This is a genomic window from Aquabacterium sp. A3 (assembly GCF_038069945.1).
Taxonomy (GTDB): domain Bacteria; phylum Pseudomonadota; class Gammaproteobacteria; order Burkholderiales; family Burkholderiaceae_C; genus Aquabacterium.
The window spans coordinates 200,239-221,836 of sequence record NZ_JBBPEV010000004.1; the positions used below are offsets into that span (position 1 = coordinate 200,239).

At 65.7% G+C, this 21,598-nt stretch carries 19 protein-coding genes and 6 tRNA genes; 5 read left to right on the forward strand and 20 right to left on the reverse strand.

The genetic code is table 11. From position 1 onward, the window contains the following. Positions 1–30: 30 nt before the first annotated feature. Genes WNB94_RS14010 through WNB94_RS14025 form a run of 4 tightly spaced genes read left to right on the forward strand, consistent with a single transcriptional unit; the run spans position 31 to position 2,319 of the window. Complete coding sequence (locus WNB94_RS14010) at positions 31–867, forward strand: acyl-CoA thioesterase (protein ID WP_341391032.1); 837 nt, start codon at positions 31–33, stop codon at positions 865–867. Further along, positions 860–1,444 carry a chromate transporter gene (locus WNB94_RS14015; RefSeq protein WP_341391033.1) on the forward strand — a complete coding sequence of 195 codons (585 nt, stop codon included), beginning with the start codon at positions 860–862 and terminating at the stop codon, positions 1,442–1,444. The genes WNB94_RS14010 and WNB94_RS14015 overlap by 8 nt, the downstream gene beginning before the upstream one ends. Beyond that, positions 1,441–1,986 (forward strand): chromate transporter, encoded by a 546-nt coding sequence (locus WNB94_RS14020; protein ID WP_341391034.1) that lies wholly within the window; start codon positions 1,441–1,443, stop codon positions 1,984–1,986. The genes WNB94_RS14015 and WNB94_RS14020 overlap by 4 nt, the downstream gene beginning before the upstream one ends. 51 nt (positions 1,987–2,037) lie before the next feature. Continuing rightward, positions 2,038–2,319, forward strand: coding sequence for a GNAT family N-acetyltransferase (locus WNB94_RS14025; RefSeq protein ID WP_341391035.1), 282 nt, complete (start codon positions 2,038–2,040; stop codon positions 2,317–2,319). Positions 2,320–2,325: 6 nt separating this feature from the next. Here WNB94_RS14025 and WNB94_RS14030 read toward each other — a convergent pair whose 3' ends face one another. Both WNB94_RS14030 and WNB94_RS14035 read right to left on the reverse strand, forming a co-directional pair. After that, positions 2,326–3,609: a 3-deoxy-D-manno-octulosonic acid transferase gene (locus WNB94_RS14030; RefSeq protein WP_341391036.1), complete on the reverse strand. Its 1,284-nt coding sequence runs from the start codon at positions 3,607–3,609 to the stop codon at positions 2,326–2,328. A gap of 63 nt (positions 3,610–3,672) precedes the next feature. Further along, positions 3,673–5,073 (reverse strand): phosphomannomutase/phosphoglucomutase, encoded by a 1,401-nt coding sequence (locus WNB94_RS14035; RefSeq protein ID WP_341391037.1) that lies wholly within the window; start codon positions 5,071–5,073, stop codon positions 3,673–3,675. A gap of 115 nt (positions 5,074–5,188) precedes the next feature. Between WNB94_RS14035 and WNB94_RS14040 the strand changes: the two genes are divergently transcribed. Further along, entirely contained in the window at positions 5,189–5,692 is a 504-nt protein-coding gene (locus tag WNB94_RS14040) for a MaoC family dehydratase (RefSeq protein ID WP_341391038.1), read from the forward strand. A 44-nt stretch (positions 5,693–5,736) separates the two neighbouring features. Here WNB94_RS14040 and WNB94_RS14045 read toward each other — a convergent pair. The 18 genes from WNB94_RS14045 to WNB94_RS14130 all read right to left on the reverse strand — a co-directional run bounded on the left by WNB94_RS14045 (position 5,737) and on the right by WNB94_RS14130 (position 21,365). After that, positions 5,737–5,813, reverse strand: a tRNA-Asp gene (locus tag WNB94_RS14045). Between the two features lie 50 nt (positions 5,814–5,863). Continuing rightward, positions 5,864–5,939: transfer RNA gene (locus WNB94_RS14050), tRNA-Glu, on the reverse strand. A 60-nt stretch (positions 5,940–5,999) separates the two neighbouring features. Continuing rightward, a tRNA-Ala gene (locus WNB94_RS14055) sits at positions 6,000–6,075 on the reverse strand. Between the two features lie 86 nt (positions 6,076–6,161). Beyond that, a tRNA-Asp gene (locus WNB94_RS14060) sits at positions 6,162–6,238 on the reverse strand. Between the two features lie 51 nt (positions 6,239–6,289). Continuing rightward, a tRNA-Glu gene (locus WNB94_RS14065) sits at positions 6,290–6,365 on the reverse strand. Positions 6,366–6,441: 76 nt separating this feature from the next. Beyond that, positions 6,442–6,517 (reverse strand) — tRNA-Ala (locus WNB94_RS14070). A 136-nt stretch (positions 6,518–6,653) separates the two neighbouring features. Then, positions 6,654–8,075 carry a glutamate--tRNA ligase gene (gene gltX, locus WNB94_RS14075; protein ID WP_341391039.1) on the reverse strand — a complete coding sequence of 474 codons (1,422 nt, stop codon included), beginning with the start codon at positions 8,073–8,075 and terminating at the stop codon, positions 6,654–6,656. A gap of 5 nt (positions 8,076–8,080) precedes the next feature. Beyond that, a complete protein-coding gene (locus tag WNB94_RS14080; protein WP_341391040.1) occupies positions 8,081–9,367 on the reverse strand; it encodes an O-succinylhomoserine sulfhydrylase in 1,287 nt (428 codons plus the stop codon). Between the two features lie 22 nt (positions 9,368–9,389). Then, complete coding sequence (purF, locus tag WNB94_RS14085; RefSeq protein WP_341391041.1) at positions 9,390–10,916, reverse strand: amidophosphoribosyltransferase; 1,527 nt, start codon at positions 10,914–10,916, stop codon at positions 9,390–9,392. A gap of 49 nt (positions 10,917–10,965) precedes the next feature. Then, on the reverse strand, positions 10,966–11,490 hold the full coding sequence (locus WNB94_RS14090; RefSeq protein WP_341391042.1) for a CvpA family protein: 525 nt from the start codon (positions 11,488–11,490) through the stop codon (positions 10,966–10,968). Between the two features lie 20 nt (positions 11,491–11,510). Then, a complete protein-coding gene (locus WNB94_RS14095) occupies positions 11,511–12,245 on the reverse strand; it encodes an SPOR domain-containing protein (protein ID WP_341391043.1) in 735 nt (244 codons plus the stop codon). A gap of 27 nt (positions 12,246–12,272) precedes the next feature. Next, on the reverse strand, positions 12,273–13,649 hold the full coding sequence (folC, locus tag WNB94_RS14100; RefSeq protein ID WP_341391044.1) for a bifunctional tetrahydrofolate synthase/dihydrofolate synthase: 1,377 nt from the start codon (positions 13,647–13,649) through the stop codon (positions 12,273–12,275). Positions 13,650–13,754: 105 nt separating this feature from the next. Further along, a complete protein-coding gene (accD, locus tag WNB94_RS14105) occupies positions 13,755–14,630 on the reverse strand; it encodes an acetyl-CoA carboxylase, carboxyltransferase subunit beta (RefSeq protein WP_341391045.1) in 876 nt (291 codons plus the stop codon). A 2-nt stretch (positions 14,631–14,632) separates the two neighbouring features. After that, positions 14,633–15,451, reverse strand: a complete 819-nt coding sequence (gene trpA / locus WNB94_RS14110; RefSeq protein ID WP_341391127.1) for a tryptophan synthase subunit alpha — start codon at positions 15,449–15,451, stop codon at positions 14,633–14,635. A 20-nt stretch (positions 15,452–15,471) separates the two neighbouring features. Then, entirely contained in the window at positions 15,472–16,716 is a 1,245-nt protein-coding gene (gene trpB / locus WNB94_RS14115; RefSeq protein ID WP_341391046.1) for a tryptophan synthase subunit beta, read from the reverse strand. Positions 16,717–16,763: 47 nt separating this feature from the next. Further along, the gene (locus WNB94_RS14120; RefSeq protein ID WP_341391047.1) at positions 16,764–17,420 is read right to left on the reverse strand and encodes a phosphoribosylanthranilate isomerase; all 657 of its coding nucleotides are present in this window, start codon (positions 17,418–17,420) and stop codon (positions 16,764–16,766) included. Between the two features lie 100 nt (positions 17,421–17,520). After that, positions 17,521–18,330 carry a tRNA pseudouridine(38-40) synthase TruA gene (gene truA, locus WNB94_RS14125; protein WP_341391128.1) on the reverse strand — a complete coding sequence of 270 codons (810 nt, stop codon included), beginning with the start codon at positions 18,328–18,330 and terminating at the stop codon, positions 17,521–17,523. Between the two features lie 59 nt (positions 18,331–18,389). Then, positions 18,390–21,365 carry a FimV/HubP family polar landmark protein gene (locus WNB94_RS14130; protein ID WP_341391048.1) on the reverse strand — a complete coding sequence of 992 codons (2,976 nt, stop codon included), beginning with the start codon at positions 21,363–21,365 and terminating at the stop codon, positions 18,390–18,392. Positions 21,366–21,598 lie beyond the last annotated feature (233 nt).

The window sequence follows — 21,598 nt, forward strand, 5'->3', positions numbered from 1 at the left end:
GGGTCTCCATCACTGCCGCCAGGTTGCCTCATGAGCGATGCACAGCCCACCTTGACCTCCCTGCCCCAGATCCTGGCGTCGAGAGAACGCGTTTCCGCCCCGCAGGTTCGCTTCAGCGTGCCAGCCGACTGGCTGCAGGGGCGCACCACCTTCGGCGGCTTGCTGTCGGCCCTGGCCGTGCAGGCCATGCGCGACGTGTGTGGCAGCAACTGGCCGCTGCGCGCGCTTCAAACCAATTTTGTGGGCCCGGTGGCCGTCGGCCACTTTGATGTCGAGGTGACCCTGCTGCGCCAGGGCAAGAACATCCGCCAGGTACAGGCCCGGGTGCTTCAATCCCAGGCAGACGGTCAGCCACAGGTCTGTGGCGTGCTGCTGGGGGTGTTCGGCACCGGCCGCGAGTCGGCCTTGCCCTTCATTCGCCCGGCACAGCCCACCGTGCAACGCACGGCCGAGCAGGCGGCCGTGTGGCCCTACATCCCTGACGTCATGCCGGCGTTCACGCAGCACCTGGAGTTCCGGCATGCCGAGGGCGGCGTGCCTTTCAGCGGTTCACGCGATGCCTACAGCCGCACCTACACGCGGCTGAAGGTGGCCGAGGGCGTGGACGCCGAGCTGCTCAGCGTGCTGCTGGCAGACGCCGGCCCCACGCCGGCCCTGGCCATGCTGCCTGGATTCGCGCCAGCGTCCTCGGTCTCATGGGCGCTGGAGTTGCGCCCTGTGGGCGACATCGACGCGCAAGGCCTGTGGCGCATGGACAAAGACGCCATCGCCACCGGCGAAGGCTACGTGAACGAAACCACCACGCTGTGGACGCCTTGTGGCCAGATGGCCGCCCTGGGATACCAGGTGGTGGCGGTGTATGGCTGAAACCCAGCGCCCGGCATCGCTGGGCGCCTTGTTCTGGGCCTTCACGGCGCTGGCCCTGCAGGGCTTTGGTGGGGTGATTGCCGTGGCCCAGAGAGAGCTGTGCGAACGTCGGCGCTGGCTCACGCCGGCCGAGTTTCTGGAATTGCTGGCCTCTGCCCAGGTGCTGCCTGGCCCGAACGTGTGCAACCTGTCGCTGATGATTGGTGACCGTTTCTTTGGGTGGCGTGGGGCCTTGGTGGCCTTGCTGGGCATGATGGCCGCCCCCCTGGCCTTGATGCTCGCGCTGGCCTGGGCCCTCGCGCAGGCCCAGACCGTGTGGCCGGCCACGCAATCCACGGTCAAAGGCGCGCTGTTTGGCATCGCCGCCGTGGCGGCTGGCCAGATCATCGGCACGGTGCTGAAACTGGCGGCCCCCTTGCGCCAGCATCCGCTGGGCGCCCCTGCCAGCATCGGTCTGGCCGCACTGGCCTTCGGCATGATGGTGGGTTTGAAGTGGCCCCTGCTGTGGGTGCTGCTGGGCCTGGGGGGCGCCGCCTGCGTGCTCACCTACTGGCGCTTGCGCCGCCCTGCCTCATGATGGCCAACGGTCTGGAGCTGCCTTGGGCCACGTGGGGTGAACTCTTCGGCCACTTCCTGGCGCTGTCGCTGATGTCCATCGGCGGCGCCATCACGCTGGTGCCCGACATGCACCGCCGCCTGGTCGACGAAGGCCAATTGCTGTCCGATGCCGATTTCACATCGGCCATTGCCCTGGCCCAGGCCGCCCCGGGGCCCAATGTGCTGTTTGTCTCGCTGATGGGCTGGTATGCCGCCGGATTGTCGGGGGCGCTGATCAGCACGCTGGGCATCATGCTGCCCTCCACCACCCTGACGCTGATCGTGTCTCGCTGGATCGCTTCTCGGCGCCATTGGTTGAGCGTCCAGGCGTTTCAGGGCGGCATGACCCCGGTCACCCTGGGACTGCTGGTGGCCACAGGATGGCACCTCGCCCCCACCCTGCAGCACGGGCGGGCCTTGCTGCTGTGCGGGGTGGTGGCATGGCTGGTGTGGCAAACGCGGGTGCGGCTGATCTGGCTGGTGGCGGCCGGGGCCGCCCTGGGTGCCCTGGGATGGGTGTGAGCACGGGCCGCCCGACTACACTGCGGTGTTTCGCCGACTTCACAGACCGACATGACCACGCCACTGACCATTCTTCACAACCGCGACCAGCAGCGTTTTGAAGCCACCGTCGACGGGCTGCTGTGCCGGGCCGACTACGAGCTTCGGCCTGGCGTGATGGCCATGACCCACACCATCGTGCCACCCGCGCTTGAAGGCCGCGGCATCGCCGCACAGCTGGTGCAGGCCGCACTGCACTGGGCGCGCGAACAACAACTGCGGGTGCAACCCGTGTGCAGCTACGTCGAGGCCTACCTGCGACGCCACCCCGAGTGGCAAGACCTCAGGGCCTGAGGCGCCTCACAACAAAGCCGCAATGGCCTGGGCCATGCGCTGGGCCGCCCCGCGATGGGCTTGCGCAAACGACTCGGACCGTGCCCTGGCCAGCGCCAGCGCTTCAGCGTCCGAGATCAGGTTCACCGCCCGCACCACGGCTTCGTCCCAATTGGCCACCCTGAAGGCCGCGCCTGCGGCCTCACTGAGTTCGGCCGCCTCAGCGAAGTTGAAGGTCGAGGGGCCCATCACCACCGGGCAAGCGCACGCGGCCGCCTCGATCAGGTTCTGCCCGCCCAGCGCAGCGAAGCTGCCACCGAGCAAGGCCACGCGGGCACTGGCGTAATAGGCCGGCATTTCGCGCATCGAATCGCCCAACCACACATCGGCCATGCGCGCGTCCTCGCCTGGCTGTTGCACCCCCCACGAACTGCGCCGAGCGAAGCGCAGGCCTTGGGCCTCGATCAACTCGGCCACCTCGTCAAACCGCTGGGGATGGCGCGGTACCACCAGTAATCGGGGCCATGGCCGTGTCGACGAGGCGGCCTGTTGCGTCCGCAAGGCACGCCAGGCCTGCAACAAGCCCTGCTCCTCGCCCTCGCGCGTGCTGGCCGCCAAGACCAATGGCCGACCGTCTGGTGCCCCATCAGACACCTGCGCCCAGCGCTGCCCCAGGGACAGCAGCGCTGGCGCCGGCGTCATGTCGAACTTCACATTGCCCGCCACCGCCACGTGTGGCGCCCCCATGGCACGCAAGCGCTCGGCATCGGCCTGTGTTTGGGCCAGCACGAGGCGCAGCGCCTGCGCAGCAGGCCTGAGCAGGGCTGCAAACCGTTGGCCCTGCCTAAGGCTCTTGGCGCTCAGGCGGGCGTTGGCCAGCACCATGGGCACGCGCAGGCGCGCCGCCTCGTGCTGCACGTTCGGCCACACCTCGGTTTCCATCAGCACCCCCACCGCAGGCCGGTGTCGCCGTAAAAAGCGACGCACGGCCCCCGGCGTGTCATAGGGCAGCCACACCTGGGCATCGCCAGGCTGCAGCAAGCCCAGCCCGGCCTCCCGCCCCGTGGCGGTGGTGTGGGTCAGCAGCAGGCGCATGCCAGGGATGGCCTCACGCAAGGCCTGCACCAGCGGCTGTGCCGCCCGGGCCTCACCCAGTGACACCGCGTGCACCCACACCACAGGGCCCGCCCCCGGGGCCACCATGGCCCCCCCCCAGCCCAGTCGCTCAGGCCAATGGGCGCGGTAGCCAGGCTCTGTGCGGCCGCGCGACCACACCCGCCACAGATAAGCGGGGGTGCCCAGTCTCAGCAACAGCGAGTACAGCCAGCGAACCAGAATACGCAGCCCCTGTCCTTGGCAGACGACGCCGCTGGCTCAGTGCGCAGATGCGCCCACGTGCGCATCGGGCTTGACGGCCAGGATCGCGGCCATGAAGGCCTTCTGGATGCGGTCCAGGGCTTCGGGCGTCTGCCCCTCGAAGCGCAACACCAGCACCGGTGTGGTGTTGGACGCCCGCACCAGACCAAAGCCATCGGGGTAGTCGGCCCGCAAGCCGTCGATGGTGGTCATCTGGGCGCCATCGAACTTGGCGGTTTCGCGCAGCTTGTCAATGACGGCGTGATGCTCACCTTCGGCGCAAGGCACGTTCAACTCCGGCGTGCTGTGGCTGGTGGGCAAGGCGTCCAGCACGGCACTGGGATCGGCCTCACGCGACAGGATTTCAAGCAGGCGGGCGGCGGTGTAGGTGGCGTCATCAAAGCCATACCAGCGCTCGGCAAAGAAGATGTGGCCGCTCATCTCGCCGGCGAAGGGCGCGCCTGTTTCCTTGAGCTTGGCCTTCACCAGCGAGTGCCCCGTCTTGTACATCACAGGCTCGCCGCCGGCGGCGCGCACGGCCACCGCAAGCTGCTGGCTGCACTTGACGTCGTAGATGATCTTGCCGCCCGGCACGCGGCTCAGGATGTCGCGCGCAAACAGCATGATCTGGCGATCCGGGAAGATGTTGTGGCCATCTTTCGTGATGACGCCCAACCGGTCGCCATCGCCGTCAAACGCCAGGCCCAGGTCGGCGCCTTGCGCCTTCACGGCCTTGATCAGGTCTTGCAGGTTTTCGGGCTTGGAGGGATCGGGGTGGTGGTTCGGGAAGTCACCATCCACTTCGGAGTAGAGCTCGGTCACCTCACAGCCCAGCGCACGCAGGATACCGGGCGCCGATGCACCCGGAATGCCATTGCCCGAATCGACCACGATCTTGAGGGGGCGGGTCAGCTTGCAGTCACCCACGATGCGCTGGGTGTACTCGGGCAAGATGTTCAGCTCTGTCAGCGACCCCGATCCCGATCCCGATCCCGAGGTGTACTCTTCGCGCTCGATGCGCTGGCGCAGGCCCTGGATGTCGTCGCCGTAAATGGCGCGCCCCGCCAGCACCATCTTGAAACCGTTGTAATCCTTGGGGTTGTGGCTGCCGGTCACCTGGATGCCGCTGTGGCAACCCTGATCACCACGGGTGGCCGCCACGTAGTACAGCATGGGCGTGGTGACCGCGCCCAGATCGATCACGTTGATGCCGGTGCTGCGCAGGCCCTTGATCAGCGCAGCGCTCAGTGACGGCCCCGACAGCCGGCCATCGCGGCCCACGGCCACGGCCTTTTCACCCAGCTTCAGGGCCTCGGTGCCGAACGCCTTGCCCAGATGCTCGGCGACGGCCTCGCTCAAGGTCTGACCGACGATGCCCCGAATGTCGTAGGCCTTGAAGATGGATGCGGCAACTTGCATGATGGTCCTTTGCTGAAATTGTTCGTGTTTGATGTCCCGATTGTAGGGACCCCTTGATGACGGTTTGCAAGACGCGCGCCCGCACATGCGGGGCGCGCGCACTTAAGATGCCCGGATGACACACGCTTCATCCGACAGCCCGACACCGGCCACACCCTCACCCCGGTGGTACTGGGAAGACTTCACAGAGGGCCTGAGCATGACCTTCGGCCCCAGACGGATCGAACGACAAGAGGTGATTGACTTTGCCCGGCAATTCGACCCCCAGCCGTTTCACCTCAGTGAGGAGGCCGGGCGAGCCTCTCTGTTTGGCGGGCTGGCCGCCAGCGGCTGGCACACCGCCGGCATCGTGATGCGCCTGATGTGCGATGGATTCTTGCTGAACTCTTCCAGCCTGGGGTCGCCCGGCCTGGACAGCCTGCGCTGGCTCAAGCCCGTGCTGGTGGGCGATGAATTGCGCGCGCGCATGACCGTGCTGGCCAGCCGCCCCATGAAAAGCAAACCCCATGTGGGCCTGGTGCAAACACGCTGGGAGGCCATCAATCAACGCGACGAGGTGGTGATGACCATTGAAAGCTGGGCCATGTTCGGTCGCCGCACGCCCGGCGAGGCCCTGTAGCCATGCAAAAAGCCCTGATGGATCACCATCAGGGCTTTGCAACTTGGCGGAGTGGACGGGACTCGAACCCGCGACCCCCGGCGTGACAGGCCGGTATTCTAACCGACTGAACTACCACTCCGCGTCGGTGACGACTTCACTTGCTTGCGCAAGCCAAGTGCCGTCAAAACTTGGCGTCCCCTAGGGGATTCGAACCCCTGTAGTCACCGTGAAAGGGTGGTGTCCTAGGCCTCTAGACGAAGGGGACTCCGTCTTGCAAATTGTCTTGAACTGAACCTGCCTCGCTGCCGGTTGGCGCCTGGTTGGATGGTGGAGGTAAGCGGGATCGAACCGCTGACCTCTTGCATGCCATGCAAGCGCTCTCCCAGCTGAGCTATACCCCCATCGTGCGATCACAACAGGGCGCCACACTGGCACCGAGACTGACTCAATTCGACGCTGCTGTGTCACCAGCAACGCCCATAAAACTTGGCGGAGTGGACGGGACTCGAACCCGCGACCCCCGGCGTGACAGGCCGGTATTCTAACCGACTGAACTACCACTCCGCGTCGGTAACGACTTTGCTGACATCGCTGCCAGCCAAGTGCCGTCAAACTTGGCGTCCCCTAGGGGATTCGAACCCCTGTAGTCACCGTGAAAGGGTGGTGTCCTAGGCCTCTAGACGAAGGGGACTGAATCCTTCATACAACCTGATCGACGCCGTGCCTGGTTCAACTGCAACCTGGTCACCGAACAACCCGGGGGTTGCTGGTGGAGGTAAGCGGGATCGAACCGCTGACCTCTTGCATGCCATGCAAGCGCTCTCCCAGCTGAGCTATACCCCCTCGGAACAGCTGCTTTCGCAGCGTTTCTTCGGTTTGCCCGGCTGCCTTGTTTCAAACAAAGCGTCGTTCAAGCGAGAATGAGAGTATAGCCCGTTTTTTCAACTCAGCGCAAGTTGTGTGCTGCGGGCGACAACATTCATGCGGCCAGTCGCGCCAACACCACGCTGCGTTCAAACAGGGCCAGCACGGCATCCACCGAAGGCGTCTGTGCACGGCCACACACCAGCAAGCGCACGGGAATGGCCAGCTGCGGCATCTTCAGCTTGAACTCGGCCAGAGTGTCCTTCAAGGCCTGGTTGATGGCGGGCGCTTCCCAGGCTGCATCGGCCAGGCGCCGGGCAAAAGCCGCCACGGCGGGCTTGACCGCATCGGTCAGCTTCTCGGCCAGCTCTTGTGCGGGCGGGATCACGTCGGCCACATACATGCCCAACCAATCCGCCAGCTCCACGGTGGTCGAACACCGGTCTTTGAACAACGCACACATGGCGGCCAAACGCCCATCGTCCAGCGCGGCCGGCAAGCTCACGCCGCGCGCGGCGAACTGCCCCCGCACCAAACCAGCCAGCATGGCGTCGGCGGCGGTCTTCATGTGCTGCTGGGCCACCCAGCGCAGCTTGGCCTCGTCAAATTGGCTGGCGCTGCGGCCCAGGTGGTCCAGGTTGAACCACTCGATCAACTGCGCCCGACTGAAAATCTCGTCGTCACCGTGACTCCAGCCCAGGCGGGCCAGGTAGTTCACGATGGCATCGGCCAGGTAGCCTTCATCGCGGTACTGCGTGACGGGCTTGGCGCCGTGTCGCTTGCTCATCTTCTCGCCCTGCTCATTGAGCACCGTGGGCAGGTGGGCGTAGATGGGCGGCTCTTGGCCCAAGGCGCGCAGGATGTTGATCTGGCGGGGCGTGTTGTTGACGTGGTCATCGCCACGGATGACATGGGTGATGCCCATGTCCATGTCATCGACCACGACGCAGAAGTTATAGGTGGGCGTGCCAATGATCTCGTCGCTGTCGGCGGCTGCCGGGCGGGCGATGACCAGGTCGTCCAGTTCGTCGTTGCTGATCTCGATGCGGCCCTTGACCTTGTCGTCCCACACCACGCTGCCGCCTTGGGGGTTCTTGAAGCGCAGCACGGGCTTCACGCCGGCCGGCACGGGCGGCAAGGTCTTGCCGGGCTCAGGGCGCCAGGTGCCATCGTAGCGGGGCTTTTCCTTCGCCGCCATCTGGCGCTCGCGCAGGGCATCCAACTCGGCGCTGCTCATGTAGCAGGGGTAGACCAGGCCCTGGTCCAGCATCTGGCGCACCACCTCTTTGTAGCGGTCCATGCGCTGCATCTGGTAGAACGGGCCCTCATCGTGGTTCAGGCCCAGCCACTGCATGCCTTCCAGGATGACATCCACCGCCGCTTGAGAGGACCGCTCTTCGTCGGTGTCTTCGATGCGCAGGATGAACACACCGTTGTTGGCGCGTGCAAATGCCCAGGGGTACAGGGCCGAGCGGATGTTGCCCAGGTGGATGAAGCCGGTGGGCGATGGGGCAAAGCGGGTGCGGACTTGGGACATGGTGATCAGCAATTCAGGGTGTCGAGCCCCCGGGCCAGGTCGGCCGTGAGGTCGTCGATGTGCTCCAGGCCCACGGCCACGCGGATCATGCCCTGCGTGATGCCGGCGGCCAGGCGCTGGTCTTCGGTGAGGCGCCCGTGCGAGGTGCTCGACGGGTGCGTGATGAGGGTCTTGGTGTCGCCCAGGTTGGACGTGATCGAGCACAGGCGCGTCTGGTCAATCACATGGAACGCCCCCTGGCGCAAACGTTTGGCAGCATCGCCAAGCACGGCTGGCGCTGGCACGGTGATCTCGCCTTCAGCCGGCCTGACGGTGAAGGACACCACCGCCCCGCCACTGCCGTTTTGCTGCGCCATGGCCAGCACATGCTGAGGATGGCTGGGCAGCCCGGGGTAGAACACCTGATCCACCTGGGGCTGCTGTTCAAGCCATTGCGCCAGCTTGAGGGCATTGGCACTTTGCGCGGCCATGCGGATGGACAAGGTCTCCAGCCCCTTGAGCACCACCCAGGCATTGAAAGGCGACAACGTCATGCCCGCACCGCGCAGGGTGCTCATCAGCGGACCATTGATGATGGCATCGGGCCCGCAAATGGCCCCGGCCAGCACCCTGCCCTGGCCGTCCAGGTACTTGGTGCCCGAATGGATGATGAGGTCTGCACCGAGGTCAATCGGCTTTTGCAGCGCTGGCGTGCAGAAACAGTTGTCCACCGCCAGCAGAGCGCCTGCGGCGTGCGCGATGTCGGCCAGCGCGCGAATGTCACACACCTCAGTGAGCGGGTTGCTGGGCGTTTCGGCAAACAACAGTTTGGTGTTGGGCCGCATGGCCTCGCGCCATTGCTGTACATCGGTCTGCGACACGAAGGTGGTCTCCACCCCGAACTTGCCGAACTGCGTCTGCAACAGCGTGATGGTCGAGCCAAACACGCTGTGAGAGCACACGATGTGATCCCCCGCCTTGAGCAGGCCCATCACCAGCAGCAAGATGGCGCTCATGCCGCTGGCCGTGGCAATGCAGGCCTCGGTGCCTTCGAGCGCAGCCAGGCGGCGCTCGAACATCATCGTGGTCGGGTTGGTGAAGCGCGTGTAGACGAAGGCTTCTTCTTCGTTGGCAAAACGGGCGGCCGCCGTGGCCGCGTCGGGGTGGTTGAAGCTGCTGGTCAGAAACAGCGCTTCCGAGTTCTCACCCCATTGCGTGGCAGGCAGGCCCTCGCGCACGGCCAAGGTTTCGATGCGGGCATCGCAGGGCAGGTCTTTGCGCGGCAGGCGTTTCTTGTCGTCAGGTGAGGCCATGGGCGGGCACTCCGTGTGGGGGTCAGTCAGCGCGGTTTTGAAGGGCCAGGCGCGAGTTGGTGGCGTCTTCTTCGTCCTTCTGCGTCAAACGCTGCGACTCAATGGCCGCGAAGTCTTCGGCACTCACGTCCCCGGTGATGTACTCGCCATCAAAGCACGAGGCCTCAAAGCCCTTGATGGAGGGGTTGAGCAAGCCCACCACTTTCTTCATGGCTTCGACGTCCTGGTAGATCAGGGCGTCGGCACCGATGATCTGGCGCACCTCTTCGGTGGTGCGGCCATGGGCCACCAGCTCGCTCTTGGTGGGCATGTCGATGCCGTACACATTGGGGAAGCGCACCGGCGGCGCGGCCGAAGCCAGGTACACCTTCTTGGCGCCCGCTTCACGCGCCATCTGCACGATCTCTTTCGAGGTGGTGCCGCGCACGATGGAGTCATCCACCAGCAACACGTTGCGGCCCTTGAATTCCAGCCCAATGGCGTTGAGCTTCTGGCGCACGCTCTTTTTGCGCACGCCCTGCCCCGGCATGATGAAGGTGCGGCCCACGTAGCGGTTCTTCACGAAGCCTTCGCGGTAGGGCTTGCCCAGCTTTTGCGCCAATTGCATGGCCGAAGGGCGGCTGGATTCGGGGATGGGAATGACCACGTCGATCTCGCTGGGCGGCATGGTCGAGATCACGCGCTGCGCCAGGGTCTCGCCCATGTTCAGACGGGCCTGGTAGACGGACACACCATCGATGACCGAATCCGGGCGGGCCAGGTACACGTACTCGAACATGCAGGGGTTCAGGCGCGTGTTCTCGGCGCACTGCTCGGCGTGCACCACGCCGTCCAGGTCCACGAACAGGGCCTCACCGGGCTGCACGTCGCGGATGAACTTGTGGCTGGTGCCCTCCAGGGCCACCGACTCGCTGGCCACCATCACCTCGCGGCCTTCGGGCAGGTCGGCCTCGCCGTAACACAAGGGGCGGATGCCGAACGGGTCGCGGAACGCCACCATGCCATGACCCGCGATCAAGGCGATGACCGCGTACGAGCCCTTGATGCGCTTGTGCACAGCCCGCACGGCCTTGAACACGGCGGCGGGCGTCAACGGCAGCTCGCGCCCGGCCAGCTCCAGCTCGTGAGCGAACACGTTGAGCAGCACCTCGGTGTCGCTGTCGGTGTTGAGGTGGCGACGGTCGATGTTGAACAGCTCTTTGCTCAGCGCATGGGCGTTGGTCAGGTTGCCGTTGTGCACGAGCACGATGCCGAAGGGGGCGTTCACGTAGAACGGTTGGGCCTCTTCTTCATTGAAGGCATTGCCCGCCGTGGGGTAACGCACCTGCCCCAGGCCCACCGTGCCGGGCAGCGCGCGCATATTGCGGGTGCGGAAGACGTCCTTGACCATGCCGCGTGCCTTGTGCATGAAGAACTTGCGGCCATTGGCATCCGGCCCGGCCGTGACGATGCCTGCAGCGTCCTGACCCCGGTGCTGCAAGAGCAGCAGCGAGTCATAGATGAGCTGGTTGACCGGCGCCTTGGAAATCACCCCCACGATGCCACACATGATTCACCTCGCAAAAACACGGATTCGAACAAGCAAGCCAGCCCGACCTTCAGGCTGGCAGATAAGACAGCACCTGGGGCGGCAATACCGGCTTGATGGCCAGCAAGCCGGCCTGCAACCAGAGCACCCCTTGCGAGCTTTGCCACACGGCAGCCTTCGCCAACGGGGTCATGCTGACCACCACACACAGGATCATGGCCACCACCAGGCCACGCACACAACCAAAACCCGCGCCCAGCACCCGATCAGGCGTGCTGAGAACCGACGCGCGGACCGCACGCCCCACCAACCAGGACAGCAGGGCCCAGACCATCCAGGCCAGCACAAAGGCCACCACCATGCCGGCCAGCACATTCACAGGGCTGCCCGGTTCACCCACGGGCAATTGGCGCGAGACCTCACCGCCCAGCGTCTGGGAGGCCACGTAAGCCACCACCCAGCCCATCAAGGCCATCACTTCAATGACCAGGCCTCGCCACGCCCCCACGAACACGGACAAGAGCAGGCCGGCCACGATGAGCCAGTCCAGCCATGAGCCGGCCACAGACAAAGTGGGTAAAGTGCTTGCATCCATGGGGGTCAGCGCCTGCCGTTTCAGAGGGTAAGCACCTTGCCGTCCAACCCCGCCTTGCGCAAGGCTGCCAGGGCCTTGTCGGCCTCGGCCCGGTTGGTGTACGGCCCCATGCGCACCCGGGTGCGTTTGCCGGCAGGCGTGTCGATCTGCTGAGCGTAGGTTTTGATGCCCATGCGCTCAAGCTTCAAACGGGCATCGCGCGCCGACTTGGGGTCGGCAAACGCGCCAAACTGCACCACATACCGCTCGCTGCCGGCCGCCACAGCCGGTGGCGTTGTCGTCGGCACCGCAGGGCGCTTGGCCACCGACGTGACCGCCGGTGAGGCCGGCGCAGGGGGCTGGCGCTCGGGCGCTCGTTCAGTCACAGCCACAGGCGCGGGCGCGGGGGCAGGAGCGGGTGCAGGCACCGGCTGCGCTTCAGGTGTCGGGTCGGTCGCCTCGTCCGTGGGCACCACGGCGGGTGGCAACACCTTCACGGGCTCTGCGCGCCGAGGCACAGCCCCGGTCACCGCCAAGGCAGGCTCAACGGCCGAAGCCCTCATGTCGACATCGGCCGACACGGGCCGCGGCCGGGTTTCCAGGAACGTGGGGAAGACCACCAACCCCGCCACCACCAGCACCAGCATGCCGATCAAGCGACGACGGGCCTGTACACGGGCCGCCTCGACATCGGCGGGCGTGGACACGGCTGGCCGAGCCCCGGGGCGGGCGCCCGCCCCCAGGCGGAAGCGCTGAAAAAATGCCGACACGGACATGGAAGGGCGAGGCTGAAACGTCAACAATCAAAGGCCAGACGCCGGACCAGCGCCAGGCATGTGGGGGGCATTCAGGCGAGGCAGGCCGTCGTGCAGCACCCCACCCACGGTGTAGAAAGAACCGAAGATCAGAATTCTATCCGCCGGGTCGGCCGCGGCCAGCGCCGCGTGCAAGGCAGCCATCGGGTCGGCATGGACGCTCACGGGCGCATCAGGCAGGGTTGCCGACACGCTGGCGCCTCGCTGCACCGTCAAGACGTCCGCCAGAGCCTGCCCGGAAGCCGCCCGGGCTGTGGGCAAATCACAGCAGTACCAGGCATCCACCAGCGGAAGCAGCTTGGCGGCCATGCCTGCCAGATCCTTGTCGGACATCGCCCCCCACACTGCATGGGTGCGCGGGAAAAAACCCATCTGGTCCAGATTGACCGCCAGCGTGGCTGCGGCATGAGGGTTGTGGGCCACGTCCAGGATCAAGGTGGGCTGACCGGGAATGATCTGGAACCGGCCAGGCAACTCCACGGTGGCCAGGCCTGTGCGCACGGCCTGCGCGGACACCGGCAAACGCGACCGAACCGCCTCCAGCGCAGCCAGCACCCCGGCGGCGTTGAGCAGCTGATTGGCGCCGCGCAAGGATGGGTAAGCCATGCCATTGAAGCGCTTGCTGCGCCCGGCCCACGACCATTGCTGTCGATCGCCCGCGTAGTTGAAATCACGACCGAAGCACCACAGATCGGCCTGCAACCCAGCGGCGTGTGCGACCACCGAACCCGGCACCTGCGGGTCAGAGACAACGGCCGGTCGCCCTGCCCTCATGATCCCGGCCTTCTCGTGCCCAATGCGCTCCCGATCTGGGCCCAGGTATTCCATGTGGTCCAGGTCAATGCTGGTGATGATGGCGCAGTCGGTATCGATCACATTGACCGCATCCAGTCGCCCGCCCAGCCCCACCTCCAGGATCACGGCGTCCAGGCCACTGTGGGCCAGCAGACGCAAGATGGCCAGGGTGGTGAATTCGAAATAGGTCAAGGCGGTGTCGCCACGGGCCTGCTCGATCGCGGCAAAGTGAGGCACCAGCGCATGGGGCTGCACCAAGGCGCCGTTCAATCGGCAACGCTCAGTGAAGTGGACCAGGTGGGGTGAACCGTACACCCCCACCTTGAACCCAGCCGCCAGCAAAATGCCTTCCAGCATGGCGCAGGTCGAGCCTTTGCCATTGGTGCCGGCCACCGTGAACACCACGGGGGCACCCTCCTGGGCCGGCTCGCCCACGGGCGTTCCAAGTCGCACCCCGGACGCCGCCCACACACGGCCCACGCGGTCCAGGCCCATGTCGATGGTGACGGGATGCAGGCGCTCGCAGTGGGCCAGCCATTCTTCAAGGGTTGCAGGAGCAGTGGCAGACATGGTGGACAGACAAACAGGGGGGCACAAACCAAAAAACGACGGGCTGCCTCAGCGCAGCCCGCATCACCAGATCAGGGTCAGGGCGCAGAGCCCCCGCTCAGAGACTCAAACGGCCACGGCGTCGGCCGGTTGACGCAGCAAGATGGCCAATTGCCGTGCCACGGCCAGGCGCATCTCACGGCGGTCCATGATCATGTCCACCGCCCCCTTCTGAACCAGGAATTCAGAACGCTGGAAGCCCTCAGGCAGCTTTTCCCGCACGGTGTTCTCGATCACGCGGGGCCCTGCAAAGCCAATGAGGGCCTTGGGCTCGGCGATCACCACGTCACCCATGAATGCGAACGAGGCCGAGACCCCCCCCATCGTGGGATCGGTGAGCACGCTGATGTAAGGCAGGCGCGCCTTGGCCAGACGCGTCAAGGCCGCGTTGGTCTTGGCCATTTGCATCAGGCTCAGCAAGCCTTCTTGCATGCGCGCGCCCCCTGTGGCGGTGAACGAGATGAACGGCGTCTTGGTGGCCACGGCGGCCTCGACACCGCGCACGAAGCGCTCACCCACGACCGAACCCATCGAGCCGCCCATGAAGTCGAACTCGAAACAGGCGGCCACGACCGGAATGCTGTGCACCGATCCGCCCATGACGATCAGGGCATCGGTCTCGCCAGTGGCCTCCATGCCCTGTTTGAGTCGTTCGGGGTACTTTTTGTTGTCCTTGAACTTCAGGGCGTCGATGGGCAAAACCTCTTGCCCGATTTCGTAGCGCCCTTCGGCGTCCAGGAAGGCGTCCAGGCGTGCCCGTGCACCGATTCTGTGGTGGTGTCCGCACTTGGGGCAGACGTTGACATTGGCCTCGAGGTCGTTCTTGTACAAGACGGTCTCGCACGACGGGCACTTCACCCACAAACCCTCGGGCACCGAGCGACGCTCTGAGGGGTCGGTGGGCTGAATCTTGGGGGGAAGGAGTTTCTCGAGCCAGCTCATGGTCAACCTTTCAGGGAATCAAGTGCAGCGCGAATCTCGGCAATGAAGCCGCGGGCCGCTGCCACCACGGTCTCGGGCGACTGCGCTTCCAGCAGCTGCACCAGGCGCGATCCAATCACCACGGCGTCGGACACCGCTGCCACCGCCTTGGCCGTTTCGGCATCCCGGATGCCGAATCCGACACCAACAGGGATGCTGACATGGGCCTTGATGCGGGGCACCATGGCCGCCACAGCGGCGGTGTCAAGGTGGCCGGCGCCGGTCACGCCTTTGAGCGACACGTAATACACATACCCGGCTGCGATGCGGCCCACGACCGCCATGCGCTCTTCGGACGACGTCGGCGCCAGCAAGAAGATGGGGGCCAGGCCCACCGCCTTCAAGCGCGCAGCGAATTCCTCGCACTCTTCGGGCGGGTAGTCCACCACCAAGATGCCATCGACACCGGCGGCCTTGGCGTCGCGCACAAAGCTGCCCGGCCCATGACGGAGGTCGTGGTTCTCGATGGGGTTGGCATAGCCCATCAGCACGATGGGGGTAGTGGCGTTCTTCTGACGGAAGGCCCGCACATCGTCCAGCACGTGGTTGAGCGAAATGCCGTGCGTGAGCGCACGCTCGGCCGCACGCTGAATCACCGGACCGTCGGCCATCGGGTCCGAAAACGGCACCCCCAACTCGATCACGTCGGCGCCGGCTTCTGCCATGGCCAGCATGATGTCCACGGTCTTGCCCGGAAAAGGGTCGCCGCAGGTGATGTAGGGGATCAGCGCCTTGCGCCCCTGCTCCTTGAGCGTGGCGAAGGTTTGATCGAGGCGGGTGATGGGGTGGCTCACAGCGCTCATCATGCGCCCCCTTTCACCGACTGGCCCCGGCACGACGGACGGCAGTAGAACTCGGCGCCGGTCAGGTCGGCCACGGTGCCGATGTCCTTGTCGCCGCGGCCCGAGAGGTTGACCAGCACGTGCTGATCGGGCTTCATCGTGGCGGCCAGTTTCATGGCATGGGCCACGGCGTGGCTGGATTCGAGCGCTGGGATGATGCCCTCGGTGCGGCACAGGCGGTGGAAAGCTTCGAGCGCTTCCTTGTCGGTGATGCCCACGTACTCGGCACGACCGATGTCCTTGAGGTACGCATGCTCCGGGCCCACGCCCGGGTAGTCCAGGCCAGCGGACACCGAGTGCGTCTCGGTGATCTGCCCGTTCTCGTCTTGCAGCAGGTAGGTGCGGTTGCCGTGCAGCACGCCCGGCACGCCCTTTTGCAGCGACATCGAATGCTTGCCACTGTCGTAGCCTTCACCGGCCGCTTCGACACCGATCAGGCGCACCTGCTCGTGCGGGATGTAGGGGTAGAAGATGCCCATGGCGTTGGAGCCACCGCCCACGCAGGCCACCACCGCATCCGGCTGGCGGCCGATCTGCTCGGGCATCTGCTTGAGGCACTCCTCGCCGATCACGCTCTGGAAATCACGGACCATGGCGGGATAGGGGTGCGGCCCGGCCACCGTGCCGATGATGTAGAAGGTGTTTTCGACGTTGGTGACCCAATCGCGCATGGCCTCGTTGAGCGCGTCTTTCAGGGTCTTGCTGCCGGATTCGACCGGCACGACCTTGGCGCCCAGCAGGTGCATGCGATAGACGTTGGGCGACTGGCGCTTGACGTCTTCAGCACCCATGTAAACCACGCACTCCATGCCGTAGCGCGCGCAGATGGTGGCGGTGGCCACCCCATGCTGGCCTGCGCCCGTTTCGGCGATCACGCGGGGCTTGCCCATGCGCTTGGCCAGCAGGGCCTGGCCGATGGTGTTGTTGACCTTGTGCGCGCCGGTGTGGTTCAAGTCTTCGCGCTTGAAATGGATCTGGGCGCCGCCGATCTCGCTGCTGAGGCGGGCAGCGTGGTAGATCGGGCTGGGGCGTCCCACAAAGTGGGCCAACTCACGCCGGAACTCGGCCTTGAAGGCCTCGTCGTGACGATAGTGTTCGTAGACGTTCTTGAGTTCGTCCAGGGCGTAGATCAACGTCTCGGAAACAAAAGTACCGCCGTACGGACCGAAGTGCCCGCGGGCATCAGGCTGTTGATAGTTCAGCATCTCAAATTCAGCAAAGTTTCCTGCGTGGGTCGGGCACGTCAACACCGTCATGCGTCACCGGCACATTGCCGGTCGGCTGCCCGCACAGCCAGACAGAACCGACGCATCAGCCCAGCATCCTTGATGCCCTTGGCCGACTCCACGCCCGAACTCACATCCACGGCCCATGGCCGCACACGCCTGATGCCCTCGCCCACGTTGTCAACACCCAACCCACCAGACAGGATCAGAGGCCGAGCAAGGGCTGCGGGCAACAGGGACCAATCAAACACCTGCCCGCCGCCGCCGTAGCCCTCCACATGGGCATCGACCAAAATGGCGCGCGCAGACTCGTAAGAACGGGCGAAGTTTACCAAATCGACCCCCGGCGCCATCCGCGCTGCCCGTATGTAAGGGCGCCCAAATTCAAGGCAGTCTGAAGGCGCCTCGTCGCCATGGAATTGCAGCAGGGCGTCAGGCACCGCATCCAGCGCCCGATGAACGGTGGCTGGGGAGGCATTGACCAGCAGCAGCACCGGCGTGACGAACGGGGGCAAACGACGCGCCAGTTCGGCCGCCCTGGCCGACTCGACATGACGGGCGCTTTTTTCGTACAGCACGAAACCGATCGCGTCAGCCCCCGCCTCGACGGCGGCATCGACATCGGCTTCCCGTGTCAGCCCGCAGATTTTGATCCGCGTGCGGTGGTCGCTAGACAATGACATCCATGGGGCCAGGCCATGCACCTGGCGGGGTGTTGATGCCCGATTGTCTCAAAAAGCAGGGAAAACGCCCAGCGCCACCCAAATATCCCGCATCACGAAATCACCCAGGAAGCCAATCCATCGCGGACACGGCGGTTGGCAGACCCCACACCTCGTCATACTGCGGCCCCAGGAAGTACAGACCATCGGCCGCGAACGTTGGGGCCGCCACCCGGCGGTCACGTGCCTGGAGCACCTCTCCGACCCAATCCGGTGGCCGCGTGCCGGTGCCGACCGCCACCAGACACCCCATGATGTTGCGGATCATGTGATGCAGGAAGGCCTGTCCTTCAAAATCGAACCGCCAGTACGCCGTGGCCCCACCCTCTGGCGCCTGACATCGGGCGATGCGGATGTCACGCAACTGCTTGACCGGCGTTGGAGACTGGCACATGGATGAGCGAAACGACGAGAAATCATGCTCGCCCACCAGGTGTTGTGCGGCACGGCGCATGGCATCCCCGTCGAGCGGCCGAAAAACCCAGCCCACGCGACCGGCCTCGATGGCGGGACGCACAGGCGCCTCCAGCAGCACATAGGCGTAACGCCGCCCCCGGGCGCTGTTGCGCGCATGGAAGGATGAGGTCACCGGGTGAGCCCACTGCACGGCAATGTCCGCCGGCAAAAAGGCATTCGTGCCCCGAACCCAGGAAAATGGCTCACGCACCAGGTCGGTGTCCAGGTGAACAACCTGGTTGATGCCATGCACGCCGGCATCCGTGCGGCCCGCACACACCACCTTGATGGAACGCACGGCAAAGCTCGACAAGGCTTGCTCCAGCGCATCCTGCACCGTCCCGCCGCCAGGCTGAGACTGCCAGCCCTTGTACGCCGACCCCAGGTAAGAAACGCCAAGGGCGACCCGCTGGATCGCCCCTGTTTCAGGGGCTGCAGGCGGAGCGCCCACAACCCCACAGACCTGCTGCGGCATCAGCCCAAGGTGTCCAGCATGGCTTGGGCCTTGGCCTTCAAGGCGGCATCAGAGGCACTGTCGACCACCTCCTGCAGGAGCTCACGCGCGCCATCCACATCACCGATTTGACGGAACTCTTCTGCCAGTTCGAACTTGCGAACCATCGGATCGTCAGACACCTCGTCAGCGTCGCCAGAGGCCGTGTCAGGCTCCAGCTCCAGGGAAGCGGGCTCAGCCACCGCGTCCATGCCCGGCTCGGAGGCTGGCCCCTGGTCCAGGTCCAGGCTGATGGATTCGAAATCGAACGATGGGGCCGGTGCCGGCGCAGGCTCGGCCGCTGCCGACGACGGCACATCGTCCAGGTTGAGGTCGAAGTCCAGGGCGTCGCTCTCGGCGGGGGCGGATTCGCTCGCCGAGGGCTCCTCCAGCGCGACCGGTGCGGTATCGGGCCCTGGCGTCAACTCGGGCAGGTCACTGCGAAGCTCTGGCAAATCACCGGCTTCGGTGATCGGAGGCGACACGGAGTCGGTGACCGAATCCAGGGGCGCTGGCGCCGAGATGTCCAGGTCGATGCTGGACAGGTCCTCCACCGACGGTGCAGGCGCCTGGGCGGCGCTGGCCTCGCCATGCGCAGCAGGCACCTCCATGTCCGTTGGAGCGAACGTGTCCAGGGCGCTGGGCGCTGGCATCACCGAATGGGGCACGGTGCTGGCACCGAGCGGCTCTGCGGCATTCTCGGCAGCGGCCAAGGCCCCCACCGGCGGCTGCCCACCCGGCTGGTACAGCGGGTTGTCCGGATCAATGCCTGCACCCAGTTCCTGGGCTCGCGCCCAGTCTTCGCCTGCACCACCCGTCAACTGATAGAGCTGAACCGCCAAGGCCTCAAAGCCTTTGGTGTCGCGTCGCTTGGCGTACACCTCCAGCAGCTTGGTGCGGATGGCCAAGCGTTCAGGGCTGGAGCGCAGCGCTTCCTTGAGGATTTCTTCTGCCTGAAGGTCGCGCCCATACGCCAGGTACACATCGGCCTCGGCCACGGGGTCCACATCACCGATGGCATCGAGCTGGCTCAGCGAATAGCTCATCGACGACGGACCACCGGTGGCGTCACGGGTATCGACACGCTGCCCACCGCTGGCCCCAAAGAAGGAATCGGGCTGCAGACGGCTTTCGAGGAACGAGGTCTCGCCCGTTTCCGTGCGCCGACGAGAGCGGATGAACATGGCCAAGCCCGCCAGCAAGGCCACACCCGCCCCGGCCGCGGCCAGGATCATGGGGTTGAGCGATTGCAGGAAGCCGGGCTCGTCGCTCACCGGCGGCGTGATGGGTGCTGGCACCGGCACAGGCACGGACGGCGCCTCAGCGACGACCGCCGGAGGCTCGGATGCGGCATCAGCGCTCTGCGTGGCCGACGCTTCGGACGCCGCCATGTCGATGACCACGGCGCTGGCGGCAGAGGCTGCCTGCGCCGCACGCTCTGCGGCCTCCTTGTCTGCGGCGGCCTGCTCCGCGGCCAAGCGATCGGCCTCGGCTTTTTCGGCGGCCAGGCGCTCGGCTTCAGCCTGCTCGGCCGCCAGCTTGTCTGCAGCGGCCTTGTCTGCCGCCGCTTTCTCAGCGGCAGCCTTCTCGGCAGCGGCCTTTTCGGCCGCCAGCTTCGCGGCAGCCGCCTTGTCGGCTTCAGCCTTCTCGCGCACGCGACGCAACTCTTCCAGGTTGCGATTCAGCTCGGCCACCCGTGCCGCTTCTTCTTGCTGCGCACGGGCCTGCGCCAGCTTGTCTTCGGCCGCCGCACCCTTGGGTGCCGTCACGGCGCCCTTGCTCAAGGTCAGTTTGTCAGGGCTGGGGGTGGTGGCCTGCTGACGGTCCTTGACCTCCGCCTCGACGCGGCCACTGGCCTGGCGTTCCGGTTGCGCTTGGGCGCCCACGCCAGCCGCCTCGGCCAGACGTTGTCGATAGGCGTTGAAGTCGGCGCTCTGGGCACGAATGATCTGCCGAGCCTCGGCGCGAGACACGGCCTGCACCTCGTCGGCCTTGGGCACATTCAGCACCACGCCGGCCTTGAGGCGGTTCATGTTGTTGCCAGAGAAAGCCTGAGGGTTGTTGCGATACAGCCCCACCAGCATCTGGTCAAGCGACACGCCATCCGGCATTTCCTTCATCGCGATGCCCGACAAGGTGTCACCGCTGCGCACCTTGACCTCACGCGCCTGTTGTTCTGGCGTCTCGACCGGTTGCGCCTGGGGTGCGCGAGCCACCGGCGCAGGCACGGGTGCAGGTGCAGGTGCAGGTGCAGGTGCCGGGGCCGGAGTTGGGGCCGGGGCCGGGGCCGGCTTGCTGGCGGGTGCCACAGGGGCTGGGACAGCACTGCTTGGCTTCGCTGCGGGCGCGGTCGGGGCGGGTGCCGGCGCAGGTGCAGGTGCAGGTGCAGGTGCGGGTGCAGGTGCGGGTGCGGGTGCGGGTGCGGGTGCGGGTGCGGGTGCGGGTGCGGGTGCGGGTGCGGGCGCAGGTGCCGTCGCAGGCATCGGTGCAGGCGGCGCCACCGGCGCGGTCATCGCGGGCGACGTGACGGCAGCAGACCGAGTGGCCGGCGGGTCAAACAGCAGGGTGTACTCGCGAACCAGCCGGCCAGACGACCACGACAGGTCGAGGATCACATCGACAAAGGGTTCTTGCACCGCGCGATCGCTGGCGATGCGCAGGAAGGGCCGGCCATCGGCACGGCGTTGCAAGGTGATGTTGGTGGCCGCCAGCACGGCGTTGTAATCAACCCCGGCGGCGCGGTAGGTTTCCGGCGTGGCCACGCGCACCTGAAGCGATGCGCCTTCCTCAGCGGTCAGACTGGTCACGTCAATCTCGGCACGCAGGCTTTCGCCCAGGGCAGATTGAACGTTCAGGCGACCCAGACCCAGGGCCCAGGCCGAAGCAGGCAACAGGGTCACGCCCGACAAAACGGCCGCAACGGCCACACGATGCAGGGCAAAGGACCCTGCGGACAACGGATGATCTTTCAAGGCGTCTCCCAAGTCGTCATGGGCTGACAAGCAGCCGGTCATCGCCAAACACCCACGCGAACGCGTGGACGCGACAACACCTGCAGACGGTACGCAGCAGAATTCACAATAACATCAAGCATATAGGGTGACAAGCTCATGCAAATACTGATCTACACCCCGCCCACAAATCATTTCCTCGGATGTGATGCGTGGGTGAGCATTGTCGTGGCACGGCA